At 65.4% G+C, this 23,440-nt stretch carries 19 protein-coding genes and 1 pseudogene; 13 read left to right on the top strand and 7 right to left on the bottom strand.

The genetic code is table 11. From position 1 onward, the window contains the following. Positions 1-244 precede the first annotated feature (244 nt). The 3 genes from OLX02_RS12500 to OLX02_RS12490 form a co-directional block, all read right to left on the bottom strand. Positions 245-1,480 carry an amidohydrolase family protein gene (locus OLX02_RS12500; RefSeq protein WP_264423323.1) on the bottom strand — a complete coding sequence of 412 codons (1,236 nt, stop codon included), beginning with the start codon at positions 1,478-1,480 and terminating at the stop codon, positions 245-247. A gap of 139 nt (positions 1,481-1,619) precedes the next feature. Next, a complete protein-coding gene (locus tag OLX02_RS12495; RefSeq protein WP_264423321.1) occupies positions 1,620-3,392 on the bottom strand; it encodes an acyl-CoA dehydrogenase family protein in 1,773 nt (590 codons plus the stop codon). A gap of 65 nt (positions 3,393-3,457) precedes the next feature. Further along, a complete protein-coding gene (locus tag OLX02_RS12490) occupies positions 3,458-4,573 on the bottom strand; it encodes an amidohydrolase family protein (RefSeq protein WP_264423319.1) in 1,116 nt (371 codons plus the stop codon). 120 nt (positions 4,574-4,693) lie between these two features. Between OLX02_RS12490 and OLX02_RS12485 the strand changes: the two genes are divergently transcribed. The 5 genes from OLX02_RS12485 to OLX02_RS12465 all read left to right on the top strand — a co-directional run bounded on the left by OLX02_RS12485 (position 4,694) and on the right by OLX02_RS12465 (position 10,554). Further along, positions 4,694-5,389 carry a FadR/GntR family transcriptional regulator gene (locus OLX02_RS12485; protein ID WP_264423317.1) on the top strand — a complete coding sequence of 232 codons (696 nt, stop codon included), beginning with the start codon at positions 4,694-4,696 and terminating at the stop codon, positions 5,387-5,389. Continuing rightward, a complete protein-coding gene (locus tag OLX02_RS12480; RefSeq protein ID WP_264423315.1) occupies positions 5,386-6,618 on the top strand; it encodes an alpha/beta fold hydrolase in 1,233 nt (410 codons plus the stop codon). Before OLX02_RS12485 ends, OLX02_RS12480 begins: the two co-directional genes overlap by 4 nt. A 68-nt stretch (positions 6,619-6,686) precedes the next feature. Then, complete coding sequence (locus tag OLX02_RS12475) at positions 6,687-7,904, top strand: thiolase C-terminal domain-containing protein (RefSeq protein ID WP_264423313.1); 1,218 nt, start codon at positions 6,687-6,689, stop codon at positions 7,902-7,904. A gap of 1 nt (position 7,905) precedes the next feature. After that, a complete protein-coding gene (locus OLX02_RS12470; RefSeq protein WP_264423311.1) occupies positions 7,906-8,346 on the top strand; it encodes a Zn-ribbon domain-containing OB-fold protein in 441 nt (146 codons plus the stop codon). Positions 8,347-8,349: 3 nt separating this feature from the next. Continuing rightward, positions 8,350-10,554, top strand: coding sequence for a CoA transferase (locus tag OLX02_RS12465; protein WP_264423309.1), 2,205 nt, complete (start codon positions 8,350-8,352; stop codon positions 10,552-10,554). Between the two features lie 11 nt (positions 10,555-10,565). Here OLX02_RS12465 and OLX02_RS12460 read toward each other — a convergent pair whose 3' ends face one another. From OLX02_RS12460 to OLX02_RS12445, 4 genes are read right to left on the bottom strand one after another with little or no spacing between them, the layout of a single operon-like run. After that, entirely contained in the window at positions 10,566-11,444 is an 879-nt protein-coding gene (locus tag OLX02_RS12460; protein ID WP_264423307.1) for an SDR family oxidoreductase, read from the bottom strand. Between the two features lies 1 nt (position 11,445). Further along, positions 11,446-12,225: an enoyl-CoA hydratase/isomerase family protein gene (locus tag OLX02_RS12455; protein WP_264423305.1), complete on the bottom strand. Its 780-nt coding sequence runs from the start codon at positions 12,223-12,225 to the stop codon at positions 11,446-11,448. Next, positions 12,222-13,115, bottom strand: coding sequence for an acyl-CoA/acyl-ACP dehydrogenase (locus tag OLX02_RS12450; protein ID WP_264423303.1), 894 nt, complete (start codon positions 13,113-13,115; stop codon positions 12,222-12,224). Before OLX02_RS12450 ends, OLX02_RS12455 begins: the two co-directional genes overlap by 4 nt. Positions 13,116-13,120: 5 nt before the next feature. Next, positions 13,121-14,272, bottom strand: a complete 1,152-nt coding sequence (locus OLX02_RS12445) for an acyl-CoA dehydrogenase family protein (protein WP_264423301.1) — start codon at positions 14,270-14,272, stop codon at positions 13,121-13,123. Between the two features lie 137 nt (positions 14,273-14,409). On the opposite strand from OLX02_RS12445, the gene OLX02_RS12440 reads away from it, so the two are divergent. The 8 genes and pseudogenes from OLX02_RS12440 to OLX02_RS12405 form a co-directional block, all read left to right on the top strand. Next, positions 14,410-15,504, top strand: a complete 1,095-nt coding sequence (locus tag OLX02_RS12440; RefSeq protein WP_264423299.1) for an acyl-CoA dehydrogenase family protein — start codon at positions 14,410-14,412, stop codon at positions 15,502-15,504. After that, on the top strand, positions 15,501-16,721 hold the full coding sequence (locus OLX02_RS12435; RefSeq protein ID WP_264423297.1) for an acyl-CoA dehydrogenase family protein: 1,221 nt from the start codon (positions 15,501-15,503) through the stop codon (positions 16,719-16,721). The genes OLX02_RS12440 and OLX02_RS12435 overlap by 4 nt, the downstream gene beginning before the upstream one ends. 43 nt (positions 16,722-16,764) lie before the next feature. Next, positions 16,765-17,745 (top strand): NAD(P)H-dependent flavin oxidoreductase, encoded by a 981-nt coding sequence (locus OLX02_RS12430; RefSeq protein WP_264423295.1) that lies wholly within the window; start codon positions 16,765-16,767, stop codon positions 17,743-17,745. A gap of 14 nt (positions 17,746-17,759) precedes the next feature. After that, a complete protein-coding gene (locus OLX02_RS12425) occupies positions 17,760-18,542 on the top strand; it encodes an SDR family oxidoreductase (RefSeq protein ID WP_264423293.1) in 783 nt (260 codons plus the stop codon). 19 nt (positions 18,543-18,561) lie between these two features. After that, positions 18,562-19,815: an acetyl-CoA C-acetyltransferase gene (locus OLX02_RS12420; RefSeq protein ID WP_264423290.1), complete on the top strand. Its 1,254-nt coding sequence runs from the start codon at positions 18,562-18,564 to the stop codon at positions 19,813-19,815. A gap of 46 nt (positions 19,816-19,861) precedes the next feature. Continuing rightward, the gene (locus tag OLX02_RS12415) at positions 19,862-21,910 is read left to right on the top strand and encodes a 3-hydroxyacyl-CoA dehydrogenase NAD-binding domain-containing protein (protein WP_264423288.1); all 2,049 of its coding nucleotides are present in this window, start codon (positions 19,862-19,864) and stop codon (positions 21,908-21,910) included. 149 nt (positions 21,911-22,059) lie between these two features. Beyond that, positions 22,060-23,310 carry an acetyl-CoA C-acetyltransferase gene (locus tag OLX02_RS12410; protein WP_264423286.1) on the top strand — a complete coding sequence of 417 codons (1,251 nt, stop codon included), beginning with the start codon at positions 22,060-22,062 and terminating at the stop codon, positions 23,308-23,310. 10 nt (positions 23,311-23,320) lie between these two features. Continuing rightward, positions 23,321-23,440: pseudogene (locus OLX02_RS12405) on the top strand (electron transfer flavoprotein subunit beta/FixA family protein); the annotation flags it as partial.

Below are 23,440 nucleotides of genomic sequence, written 5' to 3'. Positions count from 1 at the left end.
GGCAGGAAGCCAACACCTTCGCAAACGATACGATGCGTGCCACGCGGCAAGCCCCTCGCACGGCTCTCGCTGAACCCGCGCCTTCATTCCCCGCATCGGGTTCGCGGCAGGGGCAGGGGCAGGGGGAGGGTTAGGGGGGAGCAGGCATCGGGGAGGCCGGATGCTCCACGCCGGCACGCACCAAAAAGCCCCGCCGGAATGGTCCGGCGGGGCTTCTGTCCGTTTCGGCGGGGCCGGGGCGGCGTCAGGCGGCGGTGAGCAACTGCACCTGGCGTGCGTCCACGGCCGCCTTCAGGTTGGCGCGCTTGAACAGGCGCGCGGCGTTGCCTCCCAGTACCGCCACCAGTTCTTCGGTGGACACGTCCGGATTGTCGTCCACCAGCTTGTCGATCACCTGCCGCGAGAACGGGAAGGTGCCTTCGGCGTGCGGATAGTCGGTCGCGAACAGCAGGGCATCGACGCCGATGCCCTTGCGGATCGCCATCGAGGAATTGCCGTCGTTCTGGAGCGCGCAATGCACCTGGTCGCGCACGATCTGGCTCGGCAACCGTGACAGCTTGGGGCTGATCGACGGCGCGTGGCCGTTGTAGACCTCGTCCATCCGCTCGGCCAGACCCCACAGCCATCCCGCGCTGTGCTCGGCGAACAGGATGTGCGCGCCGGGGTTGCGGTCAAGCACGCCGCCCGCGACAAGCTGCGTGATCACGTCCACGGCATCGTTCATCTGGCGGGTATAGTTGAACAGGGCGCCGCCGGGGCCTTTCAGCGCGCGGATGTTGATGTCGCCCACCCCCGTGTGGAACACCAGCGGGATGCCCAGCTTGCCGGCCAGCGCGAAGATCGGGTCCCAGCGCGGATCGTTGTAGTTGTTCAGGCCTTCCCACAGGCAGAACGCGGCAAAGCCCTTGACAGCCGCCCGTTCGCACTCGGCCAGCGCATCGTCGAAATCGATGCAGGGGATCATCGCGGCGGGGATCAGCTTGTCGCGCACCGGCGCGGTATAGTCCCAGGCCCAGTCGTTCCAGATGCGGCAGGCGGTCGCCTGCGCTTCGCGGTCGGCGATCCGCGGCAGCATCAGGCCCAGCGAGGGAAACACGAGTTCAGCATCCACGCCGTCGCGGGCCATGTCGGCCAGTCGCAGTTCCAGGTCGCGCGCGCCGCGGCGCTTGGTGTCGACCGCGCAGTCCGACACGAAATTCTCGGCCGCGTCGGTGCACGACCGGTCGGGGGAGGGGGTACCCTCTGCACCCGCCTGCGCGTTGAACGCGGCATCGCCTTCGCCTGTCTTGTGCTGGTGGAAGTTGGCGTTGATCTTCAGCACCACCTGCTCGCCGATGCGGGTGATCCGCACGTCGCCCACGGCCTCGCTGTGGATGGCATAGCCCTTGAGATGCTCGGGCATGGCCGCAAGGAACAGGTCGGGCGGCTCGGCCACGTGGGCGTCGCAGCTGAACACGAAGGGGCGAATCTTGTCGGTCATGGCAATCCTCCAGCCAAGGGAAAGGGCAGACCCATTTTCCGCCCTTGCCCAGAGAGATTGCCTAAAGAGGTATCTATTTTATTTGTCGAATGTCAAAATACGCGAGAAAATGCCAAAAATTACGTAATTAAAGATATTTCTAACGACTGCGCGGCAGCTTCAGCGCCGTCTCCGCGATGACGCTGCGCTGCACTTCGCTGGTGCCGCCATAGATGGTCGCCTGCAGCCCCTTGCGCGCCTCGCTCTCGACCAGCGCCAGCGCCTCGCTGGTGCCCGTCAGTGAATGGGGCGCGAAACGTTCGACGAGGTCGGCGCAGCATGCGTACCAGCTTTCGGTGCCGAACAGCTTGCACATCGGTCCGTACCAGCGCTGCGAAACACCGGCGTGGCCGGCCCAGATCGCGCGGATCGACAGGCCTTCGAGCAGCGCGACGTGCGCATCGAAGCGGGCGATCGCCTGCCGGATCGCGGGTTCGTTGTCGGCCACGCCGGGCAGCGCCATGATCGTGGGCAAGGCGTGGCCGAGATCTTCCTGCACACCCCACAGCGCGCCGAGGTAGTAATCACCCTGGTTGTGTTCGAGCGCCATGGTGGCCGCCAGCACCTTTGCGCCCTTGCCGGCCTCGCCGAGCAGGTAGCGGTCTTCGACCGGGAAGTCCGAATAGAAGGTGATGTTCGTGCGCTCGCCTGCGAAGGTCTGGACAGGTGCCAGTTCGAAGCCGTCGCCGATGGGGGCGACGAACAGCGTAAGACCGGCATCGGTCCGCGAAAGCAGCAGGACGTAGTCGGCAATGTGTGCGCTGGTGGTGAACACCTTCTGGCCATTGACCGTCCACCGCACCCCGTCGTGCGTGGCGCGGGTCTTGGCGCCGAACACGTCGGAGCCGCCACCCGGTTCGGACAAGCCAAGGCAGGCGAGCGCCTCACCGCGGCCAAGACGCGGCAGGATTTCCGTTTTCGCCTGGGGTGTACCGAACTGCATCAGCAGCTTGCCAATGGAATCCGAAACCACCAGAACCGAAATCGGCCAGCCGGCCCGGGTCAGCACACGGTGGACGGCCGAGGTCGCCACCGGCCCGGCGGCGCTGCCACCCCACTCGACAGGCCAATCCGGGAACAACAGCCCCGCCTCTGCGAGCTTGCGATGCAGATCGGGAAAGTGATTGTCGAGCGAGGATGCGAAGGCCTGCTTGTGTGCAGGCGTGAAGTTCTCGGCAAGAAAGCGCCGGGTACGCTCTTCCCAGATGTCTGCTTCGGCATCCTGGGCAAAACTCATCGATACGGGAGAGATCGGTTCGAGTACCGGCAGCGCGGCCGTCAGCACGCGGTCTGGATCGCCGTTGGCATACAGTGCAGCGCGTACCGCGCGATAGAGACCGGGCAGCGGGGAGTCCTCGCTGACCCCGTAGCCACCGAAAATGCGCATCGAAGCCTTGATCGCCGGAACGCAGGCACGCGCCGCCCACCAGAATGCCTGGGCATCGAGCCGGGCGGCGTCTGCCAGACCTTCGGCGCGCGCGGCAAGGGCGCGCCACACCAGCAGACGCGTTCCGTCGACTTCCGTGGCGGCATTGGCGAGTGTATGCGCAACGCCCTGATATTCGCCAATGGCGCGGCCGAAGACCACGCGCTCGCGGGCATAGGCCGATGCCTCGTCCAGCGCGCGTTGCGCCATGCCGACACAAGCCGATGCCACGAGGATCCGTTCGCCCGGATAGGCCACCACGCCTTCGCGCCCCGCAGCTTCCGCGACGAGCGCCGCATCCAGCAGTGATCCACCGTCTCCCAGCAACGCCCCGATGCCCAATTCATCGAGGATGGCTTGCGCGGGGCGATCGCCGCGATCGGACAGCGCCCCGATCACGCTGTCGATCATGGCCTCCTGCTCTCCGGTGAGACCGAGTTGGACCATGATCGACGCGCTCCTTGCTGATACTTGTTGTCGGGTGGTTGGGTTTGTGAGGTGCCGAGGCGAGGTCAGGCGGCGATGGCTTCCGCAGTCTGGACCAGCGGTTCGATACGGAACAGGCGGGCGGCGTTCAGCCCAAGCACGTTGCGACGGGTTTCATCGCTGACGGACAGACCGTCGAACAGATCATCGACAAGGCGGCGGCTGATGGGGAAGGTGCCTTCGGCGTGCGGATAGTCCGAACCCCACATCACGTTGCGCGCGCCGGGCAGCCCGGCATCGGCGGCGAGCAGGCAGGCCCGGTCATGCTGGAATCCCGCCCAGACCTGATCGTCGATGATCTGGCTGCAGCGGCGGGAAAGCTTGGGGAACACGAAGTTGGCATGGGCCACCTCTACTTCGTCCATGCGTTCGGCGAGTGCGACCAGCCAGCTCGCGCCGCTTTCGATGAAAGCGACCTTGGCGCCCGGATTGCGATCGAGCACGCCACCGGCGACGAGATACATCAGCGAGTTCTGCGCATCGTTCATCTGCTTGGTGTAGTTGATGATCCCCGCACCAGGCCCCCGTTCATGGACAACCGTTTCAAGCCCGGTGCCCGTGTGCATCACGAACACGATGCCAAGTGCGGCGGCGCGGGCGAAGATCGGATCCCAGCGTTCGTCGTTGTAGGTCGGCAGTCCCGTGGGGGCCACGGCCGGCAGCATGGCTGCAGTGAAGCCTTTGCTCGCAAGATAGTCGAGCTCGGCCAAGGTGTTGGAGAAGTCGAGCACCGGCAGCATGCCGCAGCGGACGAAGCGTGTCGGATGCGGCGAGAGGAACTGGTGGTTCCAGTCGTTGTACAGGCGCGCCGATGCCGCCTCCGCCTCTGCGTTGTCGAGGCAGTAAAGCCACAGTCCGAGGCTGGGGAAGCAGATCTCGGCATCGATGCCTTCGTGCTCCATGTCTTCGAGGCGGCCGGGAATTTCGCGGATGCCGCGGCGCTGCGCGTCGCCGAGTTCCTTCTCGCGGTGCTGGCCCACGCGAAGGCGGTAAATCACCTTGTCCTTCGTGCCGGTGATGAGGAAATCACCATCCTTGCGCGTGTGGATTGCGTGGTCCTTGAGGCTGGCAGGCAGGCCATCGAGGAAGATGTTCGCCGGTTCCATGATGTGGCTGTCGGCGCTGAACACGAACGGCTTCATTGGAAATCTCCCGATTCGATTTTGTCGGAAAAGAGTACCTAGTTATACAAGTATGCGCAAGGGTGTGCTGGACATTGCGCCGCATCTTCCCTAAAACAGTTATCTGTTAAGGAGGGCGATATGCAACATATCGGGCAGGTCGAGACGCTCGTGGCACGCACCGCAAGGGAGCTGGCGCAACTCAGCCTCGCTTTTGAGGATGGCGATTTCATCGGCGCCGAGGCGGATCTGCTGACGCGCCTTGGCGTGAGTCGCCCCACGCTCCGGCAGGCAGCCAAGATCGTCGAGAACGACTGTCTCCTCAGCGTCCGGCGCGGCATTCGGGGCGGGTTCTATGCTTCGCGGCCCGATGCCGACGACGCTATCCGTACACTCGCCCGTTACCTTCGGCTCAGGGGGACCACCCTTCTCGATATCATGGCGGTCAGCAGGCTTGTGGCAGAAGAGGCGGCGATGCTCGCCTGTGCCAGCAAGGATGACGCCGGGCGCGAGGAATTACGCCGCCATGCTGCCCGCGTGGACGAGATCGAGGCGCCAGCCCAGATGATTGCAGCCGAGGCGGCGGTCGCCCGGATCGTCGCACGCCTGAGCGGCAATCCGGCAATCGAACTGGTCATGGCCATCGGCTATTCCTTCGGAATCGAAGAGCAGGGGCTCGAACTGTTCCGCGATCCCGAGCATCGCGAAATCTCTCAAAAGCTACAACACGGCCTGTGTCAGGCCATTCTTGACCGCGATCCCGAGATCGCGCGGTTGATGATGCGGCGACGGTCCGAAGTCATGGCTGGATGGATTAGGGAGGCATTGAAATCATGACGGAAAATCCGGAGTCACTTGCTTTCGCCGGCTTTGGTGGCGTGCGTCTTGAGGCGGATGTCATGGGCCGCGCGGACGATCCGGCCGTGCTGCTGGTGCATGGTGCAGGGCAGACGCGCGCCGTGTGGCGCGAAGTGGCCGAGGCATTGGTCCATTCCGGCCGGAGGGTCGTCAATCTTGACCTGCGAGGCCACGGCGGCAGCGAATGGCCTGCCGACGGTCGGTACGATCCGGCTGCCTATCGCGGGGACCTGCGCGCGGTGCTGGCGCAGATGGGGTCGCGTCCGGTGGTGGTGGCAACAACGCTCGGCGGCTGGATTGCGACTTTGGCACTGGCGGAGGAGGCGGCCAATCTGGCGGCGGGGCTGGTGCTGGTCGACATGCCGATTGAAGCGGATCCCGAAGTCGCAAAGGCAGTCGGGAAAAAGCTGACGAACCTTGGCCGCGACGGGCAGCCGAAGTGGGATCCGCGGGTCATGGATTCGTTCCCGCTGGACACGATTACGCCCCAATTGCTCGAGGCTGCGCCGAGGCTGTCCCTGCCCACCCTGGTGGTGCGCGGCGGAATGACATGGATGCGGGAGAGCCCTGCGGGTGCCGCGTTCGATGCGGCGCTTCCCGATGCGCAAGTGGTCGAAGTCGCCGATGCGGACCTGCTGGTGGTGACGGATCGCACGGAGGCCTTCCTGTCGATCCTTCTCGATTTTCTGGAACGGCGCCTGCCGCGAACCAGTACCGAGTTTCGTGCGGGGGCGGACGCCCGCACCTTGCGCGACGCTATGGGGTGCTTTGCCACCGGCATCACGATCGTTACGACGCGCGATGCCGATGGCCTTCCGCTTGGGCTGACGGCCAACAGCTTTACTTCGGTTTCGCTCGACCCGCCGCTGCTCCTGGTGTGCATCGCCAATACGGCCGGGACGGCGGCGGCATTGCAGGCGGCGGACCATTTCGCCGTCAATGTGTTGCAGACATCGCAGCAGCAGACCTCGAATCGATTCGCCGGAAAAGGCGAGGATCGCTTTGCCGCCACCGACTGGCGGCCGGGAGACTACGGCGTGCCGCTGCTCGACGGCTCCCTCGCAAGTTTCGAGTGTCGTCGTCATGCGCTGCACGAAGGCGGGGACCATTTCATCCTTGTCGGCGAGGTCACGCGCGCCGAGTTCGAGCCGCGCCGCGACCCGTTGCTCTATTTCCGGGGCAAGTATCGCAGGCTTCATTTCGCCTGAGTGCTGGACAACTCTGTGCGGCTGTCTTATTCCACCTAGTTATATATCTGGGATAGAGGAGAAGGGCAGTGGCCTGGGCGCATCAGGACAAGACAGCGATCGTGGGAGTCGGCGCGACCGACTACTACGTGCGTGGCAAGAGCTGGCCGCGAACGATCAACGACATGGCAGGCGAGGCCATTCTCAAGGCCTGCGCGGACGCGGGAATCTCGATCCGCGACATTGACGGCTTTTCCTACTACTCGACCGCCGGCGCGGGCTATCTCGACAAGTTCGACACGGCGTCGCTGATGGAAACGCTGGGAATGCCGAACGTGTCGTTTTCGGCCACCCTCACATCCGGCGGCGGCGGCTGTCCGGGCGCGATCGGTCTCGCAACGGCCGGCCTGATGAACGAGGACTGCCGTTATGCGGTAACGGTCATGGCGTTGCAGCAATTGCCGCAGCACCGCCTCGGCGTGGTGTTCGGGGCGGCGGCGCCAAGCCCGGAAAACAGCTTTCTCCAGCCCTCCGGTCTGGTTGGTCCGGGGCACCTGATGTCGATGCTGACACGCCGGCACATGCACCTTTACGGCACCACGCAGGATGCCTTTGGCGAAATCGTGATGGCCACGCGCGCCAACACGCACAACCGCCCCAAGGCGGTGCGCAAGGCGCCCCTGACGAAAGAAGAATACGACGCCTCGATCATGCTCGCCGATCCGCTGCGGCGGCTCGACTTCTGCCTTGAGACCGATGGCGCGGTGGCGGTCATCACCACGACGATGGATCGCGCCAAGGACTGTCGCCACAAGCCCGCGGTGGTCCACGCCTGCGCCCATGGCGGACAGCGCGAATGGGGCCGCGCCTTTGCCTGGATGGGGATGCCCGATCCGCACTTCGCCAGTTCGGGGCACCAGTTCACGGCCGACCGCATCTGGGCTCAGTCGGGCCTTTCGGCGCGGGACATGGATGTGGCGCTGATCTACGATCACTTCAGCCCGATGGTGCTGATGCAGCTGGAAGACTATGGCTTCTGCGAAAAGGGCGAGGGCAACGACTATGTCCTGTCCGGCAAGATCCGATACGATGCGGCGACCGGGAGCGGCGTGAACGGCGGTGTGCCGGTCAACACCCACGGCGGGAACCTCAACGAGGCCTACATCATCGGCATGACCCATATCGTCGAAGGCGTTGAGCAGGTGCGCGGCACCGCCATCAATCAGGTCAAGGACGCGGAATTTGCGCTCGTCTCGGGCGGGCCGGCCTCGCTTCCGGTTTCCAGCCTCATCCTGAGGAGCGAATGACATGGGTGATCACGTGAAATACGGTCCGGCGCGCATCCTGCCGGGCGAACAGCTCCGCATTTCGACCAACCCGGATACCGAGCCGTTCTGGGAGGCGGCAAAAGAGGGGCGGCTGACGGCCTGCCAGTGCGCCGATTGCGGCCATTTCCGCATGCCACCTTCGCCCTATTGTCCGGAATGTTCCAGTTCCAGCAAGGCCTGGCCAACGCTGCCGGGCACGGGGACGGTGTTCAGCTATGTCGTGTGCAACCGCAATCCGGCCAATGGCGAGGAATACGTCTATGTCCCCGTGGTCGTGGACATCGACGGCGCGCCCGGCGCGCGGTTGAACGCCAACGTGACCGGCTGCAATGCCGAGGATGTGCACATCGGCATGAAGGTCGCGGTCGAGTGGACCCCGATCCAGGATGGCTGGGTCCTGCCCAATTTCCGGAAAGTCTGAGCCATGCTGAACGACTTGCGGATCGTGGAGATCGGTGAGGGGCAGGCGGTGCAGGTCGCGGGCGTGATGCTCGCGGCACTGGGCGCCGACGTGCTCAAGATCGAGCGGCCCGGTGGAGACCCCGCGCGCGGGCAGGCGCGCTTCGCCAACTGGAACCGCGGCAAGCGCAGCCTGGAGCTGGATCTTGTCACGGCGGCAGGACGCGAGGGGTTGGAGGCAAGGCTGGGGGCGGCAGATGTGTTGCTGCACCAGTTCACGCCGTCCCGTGCCGCGGCGCTGGCGCTGGACGACGCGAGCCTGCGCGCGCGCTTCCCACAGCTCGTGGTTTGCGCCGTGACGGGCAGCCCGCAGGGCCATCCCGACGTCGAACGGTCCGATGACGAACTGCTGGTGGCAGCACGGTTCGGCGCGTTGTACGAAAATGACGGCTACAGGGCCGGTCCGATCGTTTGGCGGTTCAACGCCGGGCATTGGGGGGCTGCTCATCTGGCGGTCGCCGGCATCCTCGCGCGTCTGGTCGCGCGGATCCGTTCGGGCCGTGGCGGCGCGGCGCACACATCGATCTTCCAGGGTTACATGAGCATGTTGCAGCTGATCTGGGCGCGCAATTCTCGCGGCCCGATGCCCAACAATCCGCCACACCCCTTGGGACCGCGCCCGATCGGGCAGCAGCTTTACCAGTGCCAGGGCGGCGACTGGCTCCAGATCATGGATCCCGCGCGCCAGTTCGACTACGCCAACATGCCCACGATGTGGGAGGTGCTGGCCGAAGGCGTCGAGATCGACACCGAAGAGGGCAAGATCGAAGCCTTCAAGCGACGGCCGCTGGAAAGCTGGCTGGCTGATCTGCGCGCCGCCGACATCGCGGCAGAACCTGCGTACCCGTTGGGCGAGATGCTGCGCCACCCGGAAGTGCTGGCAAATGGGTATGCCGTTGCGGTGGATGATCCTGAACTTGGCCACACGGTGCAGCCCAACGTGCCGTTCCACAGCGATGCGGACCTGCCGCCGGCAAGGCGCGCGCCTCGGCTGGGCGAGGGCGGGACGGACGTCTGGTCGCCACGCCCGCGTGCGCCGTCTGCCGGTGACCAGCCCGAGGACATGCTCGAGGGTGTCCGCGTGCTCGATTTCGGCATGTTCGTCGCGGGCCCGATGGGCCCGTCGATGATGGGCGACCTGGGCGCCGACGTCATCAAGGTCGAAGCACTTTCGGGCGACCGTATCCGTTTCATGCATCGCTATTACCAGGCGGCTGCGCGCTCGAAGCGGTCGATTGCCCTGGACCTCACGCTGCCCGATGCACAGCCCATCCTCAAGCGGCTCCTGCAATGGGCCGATGCCGTTCACCACAACATGCGCTTTCGCGGTGCCGCCAAGCTCGGCCTGTCGGAAGAGGGTATCCGCGCGCACAACCCGGATGTGATCTTCAACTATTCCAGCGCTTACGGACAGCGCGGCGCGCGCGGCAACTGGCCTGGCTACGATTCGATCTTCAACGCCATTGCCGGCTGGGAGTTCGAAAACGCTGGGCACGGCAACAAGCCCATGTTCAATCGCCCCGGCACCATGGACGTGGCGACGGCCATGAACTGCCTGGTCGAACTGATGGCGTCGCTTTACGCCCGGCGGACTGGCCAGCGCGGCCATACCACGCAGACATCGCTGCTGGGGGTGTCGGCGTTCACGCAAGGTGAAACGCTGATCCTGCCGGATGGATCGCTGGCCGAGACCTATCACCTCACCGCCGACCAGACCGGCTATTCGCCGTACCATCGCATCTTCGAATGTCGCGATGGAAAGTGGATTGCCATGGCCGCGCATGGCGCGGAGCGGCAGGCCGCGGCTCGCGCGGTATTCGGTACCGACGATGCCGGCTTTGCCGGAGCAGCGGCGGCGCGCGATGCATCCGAGCTTGTCGCCGCTCTCGAAGCTGCGGGGGTGCCGTGCGATCATGTGACGTTCGAGGACGCCCAGAACCGCTTCTTCGACGATCCGCTGAACCGCGAACTCAACCTCATCTCGGCACTCGAACAGCCGCAGTATGGGGTGGTGGAACAGCTGGGCGCCTATTGGTGCTTTGATGACGTCCCGGTCCGCTTCCGTCGGGCCTGTCCGGAAATCGGAGAGCATACCGACGAAATCATGCGTGAAATCGGCTATTCCGATGCGGAGATAGCCGATTTCAGGATGCGGAAGGTAATTGGCTGAGGGCGCTGCCCTCAGCCTTTCTTCTCACGCTTGGGCAACCATTCGCGCACCGGCTCGAACTTGGGCATGCGCAGCGAGCGTCGCAGCCAGTTCGCGCCGTCCAGCACGAACGTGTGGCCCGAGCAGAACGCGGCGTAATCCGAACACAGGTAGGCGGCCGCCCACCCAAGCTCGTGCACTTCGCCCGTCCGCAAGGCGGGCTGGCGGTCGGACAGTTCGTCGCCATCGGCAAAGCGCAGGTGCGCGACGCGGTCCTTGTGCGGGAACAGGCCCGGCGCGATGCAATTGACGCGGATGTCATAGGGCGCCCATTCCACCGCCAGCGTCTGTGTCAGGTTCGTTACCGCAGCCTTGGCCGCTGCCGAAGGGCTGGTGCCGGGGCCGCCGGTCCACGAATAGGTCGCGCCGATGTTGAGGATCGAGCCTCCCAGGCCATCTTCGATGCGGCGACGGGCAAATTCGGTGGAGCAGATCCAGGTGCCGTCAAGCACGATCCCGGTGACCGCGCGCCAGGCGTTGAGGCTGAAGTCCTCCGAGGCGCCGGCGAGGTTGCCCGCCGCATTGTTCACCAACTGGGTCACCGGGCCGAAGACTTCCTCGACTTCGTCGAAGCAGGCCTTGACCGCCTCCGGGCTGCGCACGTCGACTTCGACGCCGATGGCGCGGCCGCCGGCTTCCTCCACCGCCGCGATACCGCGTGCGCGCTTGTCGGGATCGCGGCTGGCGATTGCCACGGCGCCGCCAAGCCGGCCGAATTCGGCGGCGATGCCCTTGCCGATGCCCGAGCCGCCGCCGGTGATGATCGCCACTTCGTTGGCAAAGGCGCCTTCCGGAAGCATCCGCGTGCCCGCGCCGGGCGCGTTGCGCAGCCCCTTGTATTGATCGCTCATCTTATTTCCCCTTGTAGACGGGCTTGCGCTTTTCACGGATCGCGGCGCGTGCTTCGATATAATCTTCGGTCTTGAACAGGGCCGTCTGGGCCAGCAGTTCCTGCGCAATGCCGTTGCGGACTGCGCCTGCATGCGCCTGGTCGATCATGGTCTTGGCCATGGCGAGGCAGATCGGGGGCTTGGCGGCAATCTTGCGCGCGACATCCAGCGCCTTGGCATCCAGATCGTCGGGCGCGACCACGAAGTCCACCGCGCCCCATTCCATCGCCGTCTGCGCGTCGATGCGTTCGCCCGTCATGACCATGTACTTGGTGCGGGCGGGACCGATCAGCGTGGTCAGCAACTGGGTGCCGCCGGTATCGGGCAGGATGCCATAGTGGATTTCGGGCAGCGCCATCTTCAGGTCGGTCGAACAGACGCGGATGTCGCACGACAGCGCGATTTCGCAGCCGCCACCGATGACCGCGCCCTTCAGGGCGGCGATGAACGGCTTGGGGCTGTCGAGCACTTCGAGCCGGCTCTGCTGGTGGCGCAGCACGAAGTGGTAGTCGCTTTCATCGCGGGCGCGATGGCCCAGCACCGTGGTATCTCGGCCCGAGCAGAAGGATTTGCCGGCACCGCGCAGCAGGATGGCGCGAACGGCGGGATCGTCCAGCGCGGCATGGACGGCCTGCTTGTAGAGCGCGGCGGTTTCGTCATCCATGGCGTTGTGCACGTCGGGCCGGTTCAGCGTGATAATGCCGACGCCCTGGTCGACTTCGTAGAGCACTTTTTCGGTCATGCGGGGTCTCCGAGAAGGACGCTGCGCCGGGCAGGCGCAATGAACGAGAGAAGGTGGGCGCGCTTCAGACACAGGTGCGGGGAGGCTTCATCGGTCATGCCGATGCCTCCGTGAACCTGGATGTTGGCGCGGGCGTTCTCCATGGCCGCCTGTTCTGCAACCTGTCGCGCGGCCGCCACGTGGAACGCGGCGTCCGGGGCGTCGGCATCGAGCGCGCAGGCTGCGAAACTGATCTGCGCGCGCGCGACCGCACAGCGCACGGCCATGTCCGCGCACATATGCTTGATCGCCTGGAACCAACCGATAGGCCGTTCGAACTGTTCGCGCAGGGCGGCATAGCTTGATGCCATGTCGCGCGCTGCATCCGCGCAACCTGCTGCAAATGCTGCAGTCAGCAACTGAAGGTGGAGTGCAGGAAGCGGGCTGTCGACAGGCGTCCGGACGGATGGCTGAGCCAGCCTGGCCAAGGTGGTCGTAGGGTCTAGCGCGGGCGATGCGACAAGACCGGGTGGCAGCCGGAACGTTGCGATCACGCCGTCGCAAATGCCCAGTGCGATTGTGGCGCCTTCGGCATCGCAGACGCGGACCCCGGCATTGCCGAACAGCGCCAGGGCGACCTTTCCGGGCTGGTCGGTCCAGCGTGCGGCAACGGCGCCAGACATCAGCGACACCGGAGCGAGATGCCGTCCAAGTTCCACAAAGACCAGGGCTTCGGTCGCGTGGTCAAGGGCGACGTCCGGGCCGGTCATGGCGGTCCAGCCCATCGCCTGAAGCGCCGACCAGAGAGTGTCCGGGCGGTTGCGCGCCTGTTCCAGCGGCATGTTGTCGCGGCACCAGTCGGCCGTTGCGGCAACCAGCGCTTCCTGCTGGGAATCGAGCGAGAGGTCCATCCGCGTTACCTCGACTTGGGTAGGCCAAGCACGCGCTCGGCAATGATGTCGCGCTGGATTTGCGCGGTTCCACCGGCGATGGTGGCGGCAAAGCCGCGCAGGTATTCGCCCACGAGGGTATCGTCGCCATAGCGGAAGTCGAGGATATCATCGCCAGCCAGCAATAGCGCCATGCGTTCGAGCCGTTGGCCGAGTTCGGCGCTGAACAGTCTGATGACCGATGCTTCGGGGCCCGGCTGGCCGCGCCGGATGACGTCGGAGATGTTCCGGTAGGTCATGGCGCGCAGGGCGGCGACTTCCGCGCGCATCTGGGCGAGTTCTCCGGCGATGCGATCATCGCGGATGGCACCGCTGGCACGCGCGCTGGCAACGAGTTCCTCGATTTCCTGCGACAGTTTGACCTGTTCTGCGATGAAGCCGGTGCCGCGCTCGAAGCTCAGCGTGGACATCGCCACTTTCCAGCCATTGCCGAGACCTCCCACGACGTTGGCCAGCGGAATGCGCACATCATCGTAGAAGACTTGCGCAAATTCGACCTGGCCCGACATCTTGCGGATGGGGCGGACTTCGATGCCCGGGGCGTGCATGTCGCATATAACCCAGGAAAGCCCTTGGTGGCGGCGCGAGCCCGCTTCGGTACGCACCACGAGTTCCTGCCAGTCCGCCACGTGGGCAAAGCTCGTCCAGATCTTCGTACCGTTGACGATCAGTTCATCGCCTTCGATGCGCGCATGGGTGCGGATCGCGGCAAGGTCCGACCCGGCGCCGGGTTCGGAAAAGCCCTGGCACCAGATCGCTTCACCCTTGAGAATACGAGGTAGGTGGTAGGCCTTGTGCTCCTCGGTAGCATTGAGGATCAGCGTCGGTCCGCCGTGGTTGATGCCCACGAAGTTGGCGCCGATCCACGGCGCATGGGCGCCAGCATATTCCTCGAGCCAGATGACCTGCTGCACGAGCGAGAGGCCGCGTCCGCCGTAGGCCGTCGGCCAGTTGATGCCTGCCCATCCTGCGTCGAACAGGCGGTGCTGCCACTCTTTGTCGAACGCGATCGCGTCTGCGGCGTTCAGCGGTCGTCTCTCTGACGGCACGTTGGCCAACAGCCATTCCCGGCATTCCTCGCGGAATTTCTGCTCCTCGGCGGAAAATCGGATGTCCATCAGCCGACCTGCCGCGGGGTGCGCGATGGGAGGTGGTTCCTCATTTTTCGCGTCCTCGTCCTTCCAGCCTCTCACAGCTCTTGATATGTATCACCTAGTTATATAACTGGGCCGAGTAATGGATATGAGGATGCGCCATGTCAATCCTGTATGACGAGGGCCAGCAGGCCATCGCAAACGAGTCGCGCCGGGTGTTGGAAGCGCGATGCAGCACCGATCGGATGCTGGGCCTGCTCGACCGCGTGGGCGAATACGATGCTCCCTTCAGGGAAACCGCGGTTGAGCAGGGCTGGACCGCGCTGGCGATACCGGAAGCGTTTGGCGGGCTTGGGCTGGGGCTGGTCGAACTGGGTCTTGTGGCGCAGGCCAGTGGCGAAAAGGTTGCCGGCGCGCCGTTCCTGGGCGTCGGTCATGCTGCTGCGGCTGCGATCGAAATGCAGGGGACCGATGCACTGAAGGCAGAGTGGCTGGGGCGTATCGCCGCGGGCACGGCACTGGGCACGATAGCCTTTGCGGAAGGCACCGAAATCCTGCCTGCGTTGCCGGAAACGACGTTCGCGGATGGGCGGCTGCACGGGGCCAAGCATGGCGTGACGGGCGGCGGCAAGGCAGACTTCGCGATTGTCTGGGCCAGTTGCGACGGTGCGCCGTGCCTGGTCCTGACCGGACTTGGCGATGCTGTAGTCACGCCCATCGATTCCTACGACAACACGCGCTGCCACGCGGACCTTGCCTTCGCCGGTGCTCCGGCTGTCCTGCTCGCGCAAGGGCGCGATGCCCGCCGGTTGGCGATGGAGCTTCTGGCGCGGGTGGCCGTGGTTCTTGCGCACGAGCAGCTCGGCGGCGCCGAGGCGCTGCTGTTCACGGCGCGCGATTATGCGCTGACCCGGCGCGCCTTCGGTCAGCCGATCGGGGCGTTTCAGTCGGTCAAGCACCGGATCGCCGAGATGTACGGCCTGGTCGAAATCGCGCGGGCGAATGCCATCCACGCCGCTGCGAGCGTGGGCACGCCGGGCTTTCTTCTTGCCGCGGCGGACGCACGCCTTTCTGCCACCGAGGCCTATGACACTTGCGCGCGCGACTGCGTGCAGATCCACGGCGGCATTGGCGCGACGTGGGAGCAGGGGTTGCACCTTCACATGCGCCGGGCGCGCAGCCTCGCCATCGAGGCCGGGAGCACCTTTTTCTGGGAAGATGTGCTGGTTGGCGAACTGACGGGAGAAGCTGCATGAACGATCGCGATGCATTCCGGGCGCGTGCCCGCGCCTGGCTTCAGTCGGTGGCCCCGGTTTACGGCTTTCACGCGCGCAAGGGCCTGAGCACAGCGGACGATCTGGCGCTCGCGCGGCGCTATATGGCCGAGAAATACGACGCTGGGTTTGCGGGCATCAACTGGCCGGTCGAAATGGGCGGGCAGGGCCTCGGCCATATCGAAAAGGTGATCTTCGAGGAAGAAGAGATGCCTTTCGACATGCCGACGTCCTACTTCGCCATCTCGCTCGGGATGCCGGTGCCGATCATGATCCGCTTCGGCCAGGGCGGGCAGGGGGAACATCGGGACTGGGTGCGCGAGCGGGTCGTCAAGGCGCTGCGCGGCGAGGAAATCTGGTGCCAGCTCTTTTCGGAGCCTGCCGCCGGGTCGGATCTTGCAGGGCTTCGCACGCGCGCCGAAGTCGACGGCAACGGCTGGAAGCTCAATGGCCAGAAGCTGTGGACCTCCTATGCGCAGTATGCCGACTACGGGGTGATCGTCGCCCGCAACGATCCCAATGTGGTCAAGCACAAGGGGCTGACCTACTTCTGGGTCGATATGCGTGCCCCGGGCGTGGACGTCCGGCCGATCAAGCTGGCCGATGGCAGCAGCCATGTGAACGAGGTGTTCTTCGACGACGTCCGGCTGGAGGACAGCCAGCGGCTCAGCCCCGTGGGCGGCGGCTTCGGTGTCGCCATGACCACGCTGATGATCGAACGCTACACCGCGACCGACAGTGCCGGTTTCGGGCCGCCGCTCGATGTGTTTGTCGAGCACGTCAAGCCGCTCGTCCTTAATGGCCGACCGGCTCTGGAGGACGGGCGGGTAAGGTCGGCCATTGCGCGCAACCATGCGATGCGGGCCGGGCTCGATTCCATCACGCGCCGCGCGATGCTGATGATGCAGGCGGGGATGGAGCCGGGGCCGGAAGGCTCGCTCAACAAGCTGGTGTCGGTGCGCAGCCGGCAGAAGCTGTCCGAACTGGCGCTCGACCTTGCAGGGCAAGCCGGCCTTGCGCTGGATCGCCATGGCTCCGCGCACGAAGACTGGACCAAGAGCTGGCTGAGTGCGCCGACCGGCCGCATCGCCGGCGGGGCGGACGAGATGCTGCTCAACACCATTGCCGAGAAGATCCTTGGCCTGCCGCAGGATTACCGTCCCGACAAGGGCGTGCCTTTCAATCAAATCCCCGCGTGATGGACACGGATGAACGGCCTGGCGCCGGAAGACGAGGCCGCAAATGGCATTGAAAACGAGAATTACCGATTTGCTCGAAATCCAGCACCCGGTGGTGCAGGGCGGGATGCAGGGCGTGGGCGTCGCCGAACTCGCCAGCGCGGTGTCCAACGCTGGCGGACTGGGCATTCTCACGGCATTGACCCAGCCCGACCCGCAGGCCTTGCGCGCCGAGATCGAGCGCTGCCGGGGCATGACCGACAAGCCGTTCGGCGTGAACCTCACCGTGTTCCCCACGATCAACCCGCCGGATTACAGGGGGTATGCACAGGCGATCATCGATGGCGGGGTCAAGGTGGTCGAAACCGCCGGAACTCCGGCTGTGCGGGAAATCTGGGAGATGCTGAAGCCGCATGGCGTCAGGATCCTGCACAAGTGCACGGCGGTGCGCCATGCCGTTTCGGCCGAGAAGGCGGGCGTCGATGCGATCTCGATCGACGGGTTCGAATGCGCGGGACATCCGGGCGAGGAGGACATTCCCGGTCTGATCCTGATCCCGGCAGCGGCGGACAAGGTGAAGATCCCGCTGCTCGCCAGCGGCGGTTTCGGCGATGGCCGGGGGCTGGCCGCCGCGCTGGCGCTCGGGGCTGACGGGATCAACATGGGTACGCGCTTCTGTGCCACGGTCGAGGCGCCGATCCACGCCAACATCAAGCAGGCCTATCTCGACAACGACGAACGCGGCAGTGTGCTGATCTTCCGCAGCCTGAAGAACACCGCCCGCGTCGGGCGTAGCGCCGTGTCGGAGGAAGTCGCACGGCGGCTCGCGGTACCGGGGGCCACGTTCGAGGACGTGCGCAACCTCGTCGCAGGCGCGGCGGGGCGGGAGATGCTCAAGACCGGTGATCTGTCGAAGGGCGTGTTCTGGGCCGGCATGGTGCAGGGCCTGATCCACGACATCCCGACCTGCGAAGTGCTGGTAAGCCGCATCGTGGCCGAGGCGGAAGGCGTCATTCGCGACCGGCTGGCCGGTCTGCTGGTCTGAACAAGGAACCTGATATGAAGATCGACAACACCCTCGCGGCGGTCGTCACCGGCGGCGCTTCGGGGCTGGGGCAGGCCACGGCCGAGGCGCTGGCGGCGGCTGGCACGAACGTCGCCATTTTCGACCTCAACGAGGAAGCAGGCCAAGCTGTCGCGCAGGCGATTGGCGGCCTGTTCTGCAAGGTCGACATTCTCGATGAAGCATCGGTTGAGGCTGGTCTTGCCAAGGCGCGGGCCGCGCACGGGCAGGAACGCGTGCTGGTTCATTGCGCGATGGCCAACCGCAAGGGCAAGACCGTTGGGCGCAATCGCGAAACCGGCGAACTCACCCGCTTTTCGACCGAGGACTATGCCTTTGCCATCGAAGGCATTCTGGTTGCGACCTATCGCCTTGCTTCGCTGTCAGCCCTGGGCATGGCGAGCCTTGATCCGCTGGAGGACGGGGAGCGCGGTACGATCGTGCTGACATCGTCCGCGGCCGCACAGGATGCACAGGTCGGGCAGGTTGCCTATGGCTCGGCCAAGGCTGGCGTGAACGGGTTGGTGTTGCCGATGGCGCGCGATCTGATGGATCTCGGCATTCGCGTGAACGCGATCATGCCCGGCATCTTCAACACGCCGCTGCTTGCGCGCAATTCGCAGAAAGTGCTGGACGGGCTGAACGCCTCCGTCCCGTTCCCCAAGCGCATGGGCCGGCCCGAGGAATACGCCAGCCTGGCGCTCGAACTGGTGCGCAACACCTATTTCAACGCGCAAAGCATCCGTCTCGACGGTGCGATCCGCATGGCTCCGCGCTGATCGGCGCATTGGAGGGACAATGACCCAAGCCTACATCGTCGATGCCGTCCGCACCCCGCGCGGGATCGGCAAGGCGGGGAAGGGGGCGCTGGCCCACCTGCACCCGCAGGATCTGGGCGCCACGGTGCTGCGGGCGATCCGTGATCGCAACGCGCTGGATACGGCGCGCGTCGATGACATCATCTGGTCGTGCAGCCAGCAGCGCGGCAAGCAGGGGGGCGACCTTGGCCGCCTTTCCGCGCTGTGGGCGGGCTATGACGTCAAGGCCAGCGGCATGACGCTCGACCGCTTCTGCGGCGGAGGCATCACCTCGGTCGGACTCGCGGCGGGCCAGATCATGGCCGGGTTCGAGGACGTAGTCATCGCGGGTGGCACCGAGATGATGAGCCACCATCAGGAGGCTGACGGCTGGGAGCAGGGCACGCCTTACGCCGCGCTCGGCCGCGCGCGCGGCAACTATGCGCTGTATGAGGAACACCCGATCTCCGCCGTGGGCGTGGCAGCGGACGCCATCGCCGCGATGGAGGGCATCGCCCGCGCCGATATGGAGGCGCTGGGCGTTGAAAGCCAGCGGCGCGCCAAGGCGGCGATTGACGCGGGGCATTTCGCGCGGGGCATGGTGCCGGTGCACAACCGGGACGGCAGCCTCGCGCTCGACCACGACGAATATCCGAGACCCGAAACCACGACGGAGACGCTGGCCGCATTGAAGCCGGCTTTCGTTGCGATGGAACAGGTCGCCGCCGCGCCCGATGGCACGACCATGCGTCAGATGATCGAGCGCAAGTATCCCGACATCAGGTGGGAGCCGGTGCATCACGTTGGGACCAGTTCGGGCGTGGTCGATGGTTCAGCTGCGCTGCTGCTTGCTTCCGAGGCTGGCCTCAAGGCTAACGGCTGGCGCCCGCGCGCGCGGATCGTCACTTCGGTCAACGCTGGCGACTGCCCGACGCTGATCCTCAACGCGCCGGTTCCGGCCGCGCGGAAGGCGCTGGCGCGGGCGGGGCTTTCGGTAGCGGACATCGATCTGTGGGAGATCAACGAGGCGTTTGCGGTGGTGACCGAAAAGGCGATCCGCGACCTTGGGCTGGACCGGGGCAGGGTCAACGTCAACGGGGGCGCAATGGCGCTGGGGCACCCCATCGGCGCGACCGGTTCGATCCTCATCGGCACCGCACTCGACGAACTTGAACGGCGCGGCGGCCGCTACGCCCTTATCACCATGTGCGCCTTCGGCGGCATGGCACCGGCCATCATCATCGAGCGGATGTGATCCGCAGCGCCCGCGATTGCCGGGCGAACAGCAAGGGAGTGAACGCATGAACCAGGTCGGCAAGACCGAAGTCGTCGATGGCGTGGGAGTTCTGACCATCGACTATCCGCCGGTGAACGCGCTCAGCGTCCATACGCGCCTGGCTCTCGAAGCCGGGTTCAGGCAATTCGCCGAGGACGATAGCGTCAAGGCGATCGTTCTCATCTGCGCCGGGCGCACCTTCATCGCGGGCGCGGACATTTCGGAATTTGGCAAGCCGCCGCAGGGGCCGAACCTGCTCGAAGTGTTCGACATCATTGAGAACGGCACCAAGCCGGTCGTCGCCGCGATCCACGGCACGGCGCTCGGTGGTGGCTATGAGCTGGCCTTGATCTGCCACTATCGCATCGCGGTGCCTTCGGCGAAGGTGGGCCTGCCGGAAGTCGCGCTCGGCCTGCTGCCCGGTGCCGGCGGAACGCAGCGCCTCCCGCGCATCGTGGGCATCGAAGCCGCGCTTGACCTGATTACCGGCGGTGCCCCGGTGGCAGCACCCAAGGCGCTTTCGCTGGGCATGGTCGATGCGCTCGCCGAAGAAGGCAAGCTACGCGAGGACGCCATCGCTTTCGCGCGCAAACTGGTCGACGAAGGCCGCCCGCTGCTGCGCGTGCGCGATCGTCAGGACAAGGTGGAGCCCTATCGCGGCAAGAGCGAGATCTACGCGGAATACCTCAAGAAGAACGCCCGCGCGTTCCGGGGCTTCAAGGCGCCGTTCAACATCGTCAAGGCGATCGAGGCTGCGGCCGAACTGCCCTTCGAGCAAGGCATCAAGCGTGAGCGTGAACTGTTCGAGGAGCTTCGCGAAAGCACCGAAAGCGCGGCGCAGCGTTACTACTTCTTCGCCGAACGCGAAGGCGCCAAGGTGCCTGACCTTCCGGCCGGCACGCCCACCCGCGACATCAAGAAGGTCGGCGTGATCGGCGCCGGCACGATGGGCGGCGGCATCACCATGAACTTCCTCAACGCGGGCATTCCCGTGACGCTGGTGGAAATGAACCAGGCCGCGCTTGATCGCGGCGTGGGCGTGATCCGCAAGAACTACGAGAACACCGCCGCGAAGGGCCGCATGACCGCCGAGCAGGTGGAACAGCGCATGGCGCTGATCACGCCGGCGCTCGGGCTGGAAGCCCTGTCGGACGTCGACCTCGTGATCGAGGCGGTGTTCGAGGAAATGGGCATCAAGAAGGACGTCTTCGGCAAGCTCGACGGCATCTGCAAGAAGGGCGCGATCCTCGCCTCGAACACCTCGTTCCTCGATCTGGACGAGATCGCCTCTGCCACTGCGCGGCCCGAGGACGTGCTCGGCCTGCACTTCTTCTCGCCGGCCAACGTCATGCGCCTGCTGGAAATCGTGCGCGGCGCCAAGACGGCGAACGATGTGCTGGCAACCGCGCTGAAGATCGCCAAGGCCATCGCCAAGGTGCCGGTGGTGAGCCGCGTCGGGCCGGGCTTCATCGCCAACCGCGTAATGAGCCCACGCAGCCGGCAGGCGATGGAACTGGTGCTCGAAGGTCCCACCCCGACGGACATCGACGCCGCGATCTTCAACTATGGTTTCGCCATGGGGCCGTTCGCGATGACCGACCTTGTGGGGCTCGACGTGATCGGGCGCGGCAGCAACGAGCGCACGCTTTCGGGCGACCTCGTCAAGCTCGGCCGCCTCGGCCAGAAGTCGGGCGGGGGCTTCTACGACTATGACGAGAAGCGCAAGGCTTCGCCCAGCCCGGTGGCGGCGCAGGTCATCGCAGACTTCGCCAAGGCCAAGGGCGTCACGGCAACCGGGTCGCTCTCCGAACAGGAGATCGTCGCGCGGCTGCTTTACCCGGTGGTCAACGAAGGCGCCAAGGTGCTGGAAGAAGGCGTGGCCATCCGTGCCAGCGACATCGATGTGGCCTGCATCCTGGGCTACAACTGGCCGCTCTACACCGGCGGCCCGATGTTCTGGGCCAATACCGTGGGCCTTGCCAAGGTGGTCGAAGGACTGAAGGCAGCCGGCATCACGCCGTGCAAGCTGCTGGCCGACAAGGCCGCAAGCGGTGGAAGCTTCACGCGCGGCTGATCGGCAGATTCAGACCTGCAAGCGAAGGGGGCGGTCCGGAAGGGCCGCCCCTTTTCGCAGGCGGTGATGGACTGGCTCCATCATGCTTGATTTGTATCACCTAGTTATATATGTGACGCGCGGATCGAAGCTGGAAAAGGGCGGATTACATGGCCGAAGCCTATATCATCGATGCAGTGCGTACGCCTCGCGGCATTGGCAAAGTTGGCAAGGGCGGGCTGGCTCATCTCCATCCCCAGGTGCTGGGGGCCACCGTCCTGAGGGCGATTGCAGAGCGCAACGATCTGGACACGGCCGACGTCGGCGACGTTGTCTGGGGCACGGCGGTTCAGCGCGGCAAGCAGGGCTTCAACCTCGGTCGCTATTCCGCGCTGTTCGCAGGGTATGCGACACGTGCCAGCGGCGTGACACTCGACCGCGCTTGTGGAAGTTCGATCACCTCTGTTGCCTTGGCCGCCAGCCAGATCATGTCCGGCTTCGAGGACTGCGCCATCGGCGGCGGCACCGACATGATGAGCCTCCACACGGCTGTGTTCCAGGACGAGGCTGCTGCCGGAATGGTACTTGGGCCGGCGGCGGGTAATCCTGCCCTGGTCGAGATGCACCCGCTCAGTCATCAGGGCGTCTGCGCCGATGCGATCGCCGCGATGGAAGGCATCACGCGCGCCGACGTCGATGCGCTTGCACTTGAAAGCCAGCGCCGTGCCAAGCGCGCCATGGACGAACGGCGCTTCGATCGCAGCGTGGTCCCCGTGCACAATGCCGATGGATCGGTCGCCTTGGCGCATGACGAATTTCCCCGCCCTGAGACGACTGCCGAAGGGCTGGCGCAACTGAGGGCAAGCTTCGGCGCCCTTGCGGACATGCCGGCGCAGGAAGATGGCACGACCTATCGCCAGATGATCCAGCGGCGGCACCCCGGTCTGGAATGGGATGGCATCCATCACGCGGGCAACAGCTCTGGCGTGGTCGATGGTTCGGCCGCGGTTCTGCTGGCCTCGGCCGAATATGCAGCGCGCAAGGGCCTCAAGCCCCGTGCCCGCATCGTTACTGCGGTCAACGTGGGCGACTGCCCCACGTTGATGCTCAATGCGCCCGTGCCGGCGGCCCGGCGCGCGCTGGAACGCGCTGGGCTTTCGGTTTCCGATATCGACGTCTGGGAGATCAACGAGGCTTTCGCGGTCGTGTCCGAGAAGTTTCAGCGGGACCTCGGCATGGATCGGGCCAAGGTCAACGTGAACGGCGGCGCCATCGCGCTTGGCCACCCCATCGGCGCCACCGGGGCTTTGCTGATCGGCACGGCGCTGGATGAGCTTGAGCGAACTGGTGGACGCTACGGGCTGATCACCATGTGTGCCGCGAGCGGCATGGCGCCCGCGATCATCATCGAACGAATCTGAGGGAATGCGCATGAAAGCCCTGGTCTGCGTGAAGCGTGTGATCGACTATAACGTGAAGCCGCGCGTGAAGGCGGATGGCACGGGGGTTGACCTCGCCAACGTCAAGATGAGCATGAACCCCTTCGACGAG

Source organism: Novosphingobium sp. KCTC 2891, assembly GCF_025938155.1.
In the GTDB taxonomy this organism is placed as follows: Bacteria; Pseudomonadota; Alphaproteobacteria; order Sphingomonadales; family Sphingomonadaceae; genus Novosphingobium.
This window is presented reverse-complemented; position numbering and strand designations above follow the sequence as displayed.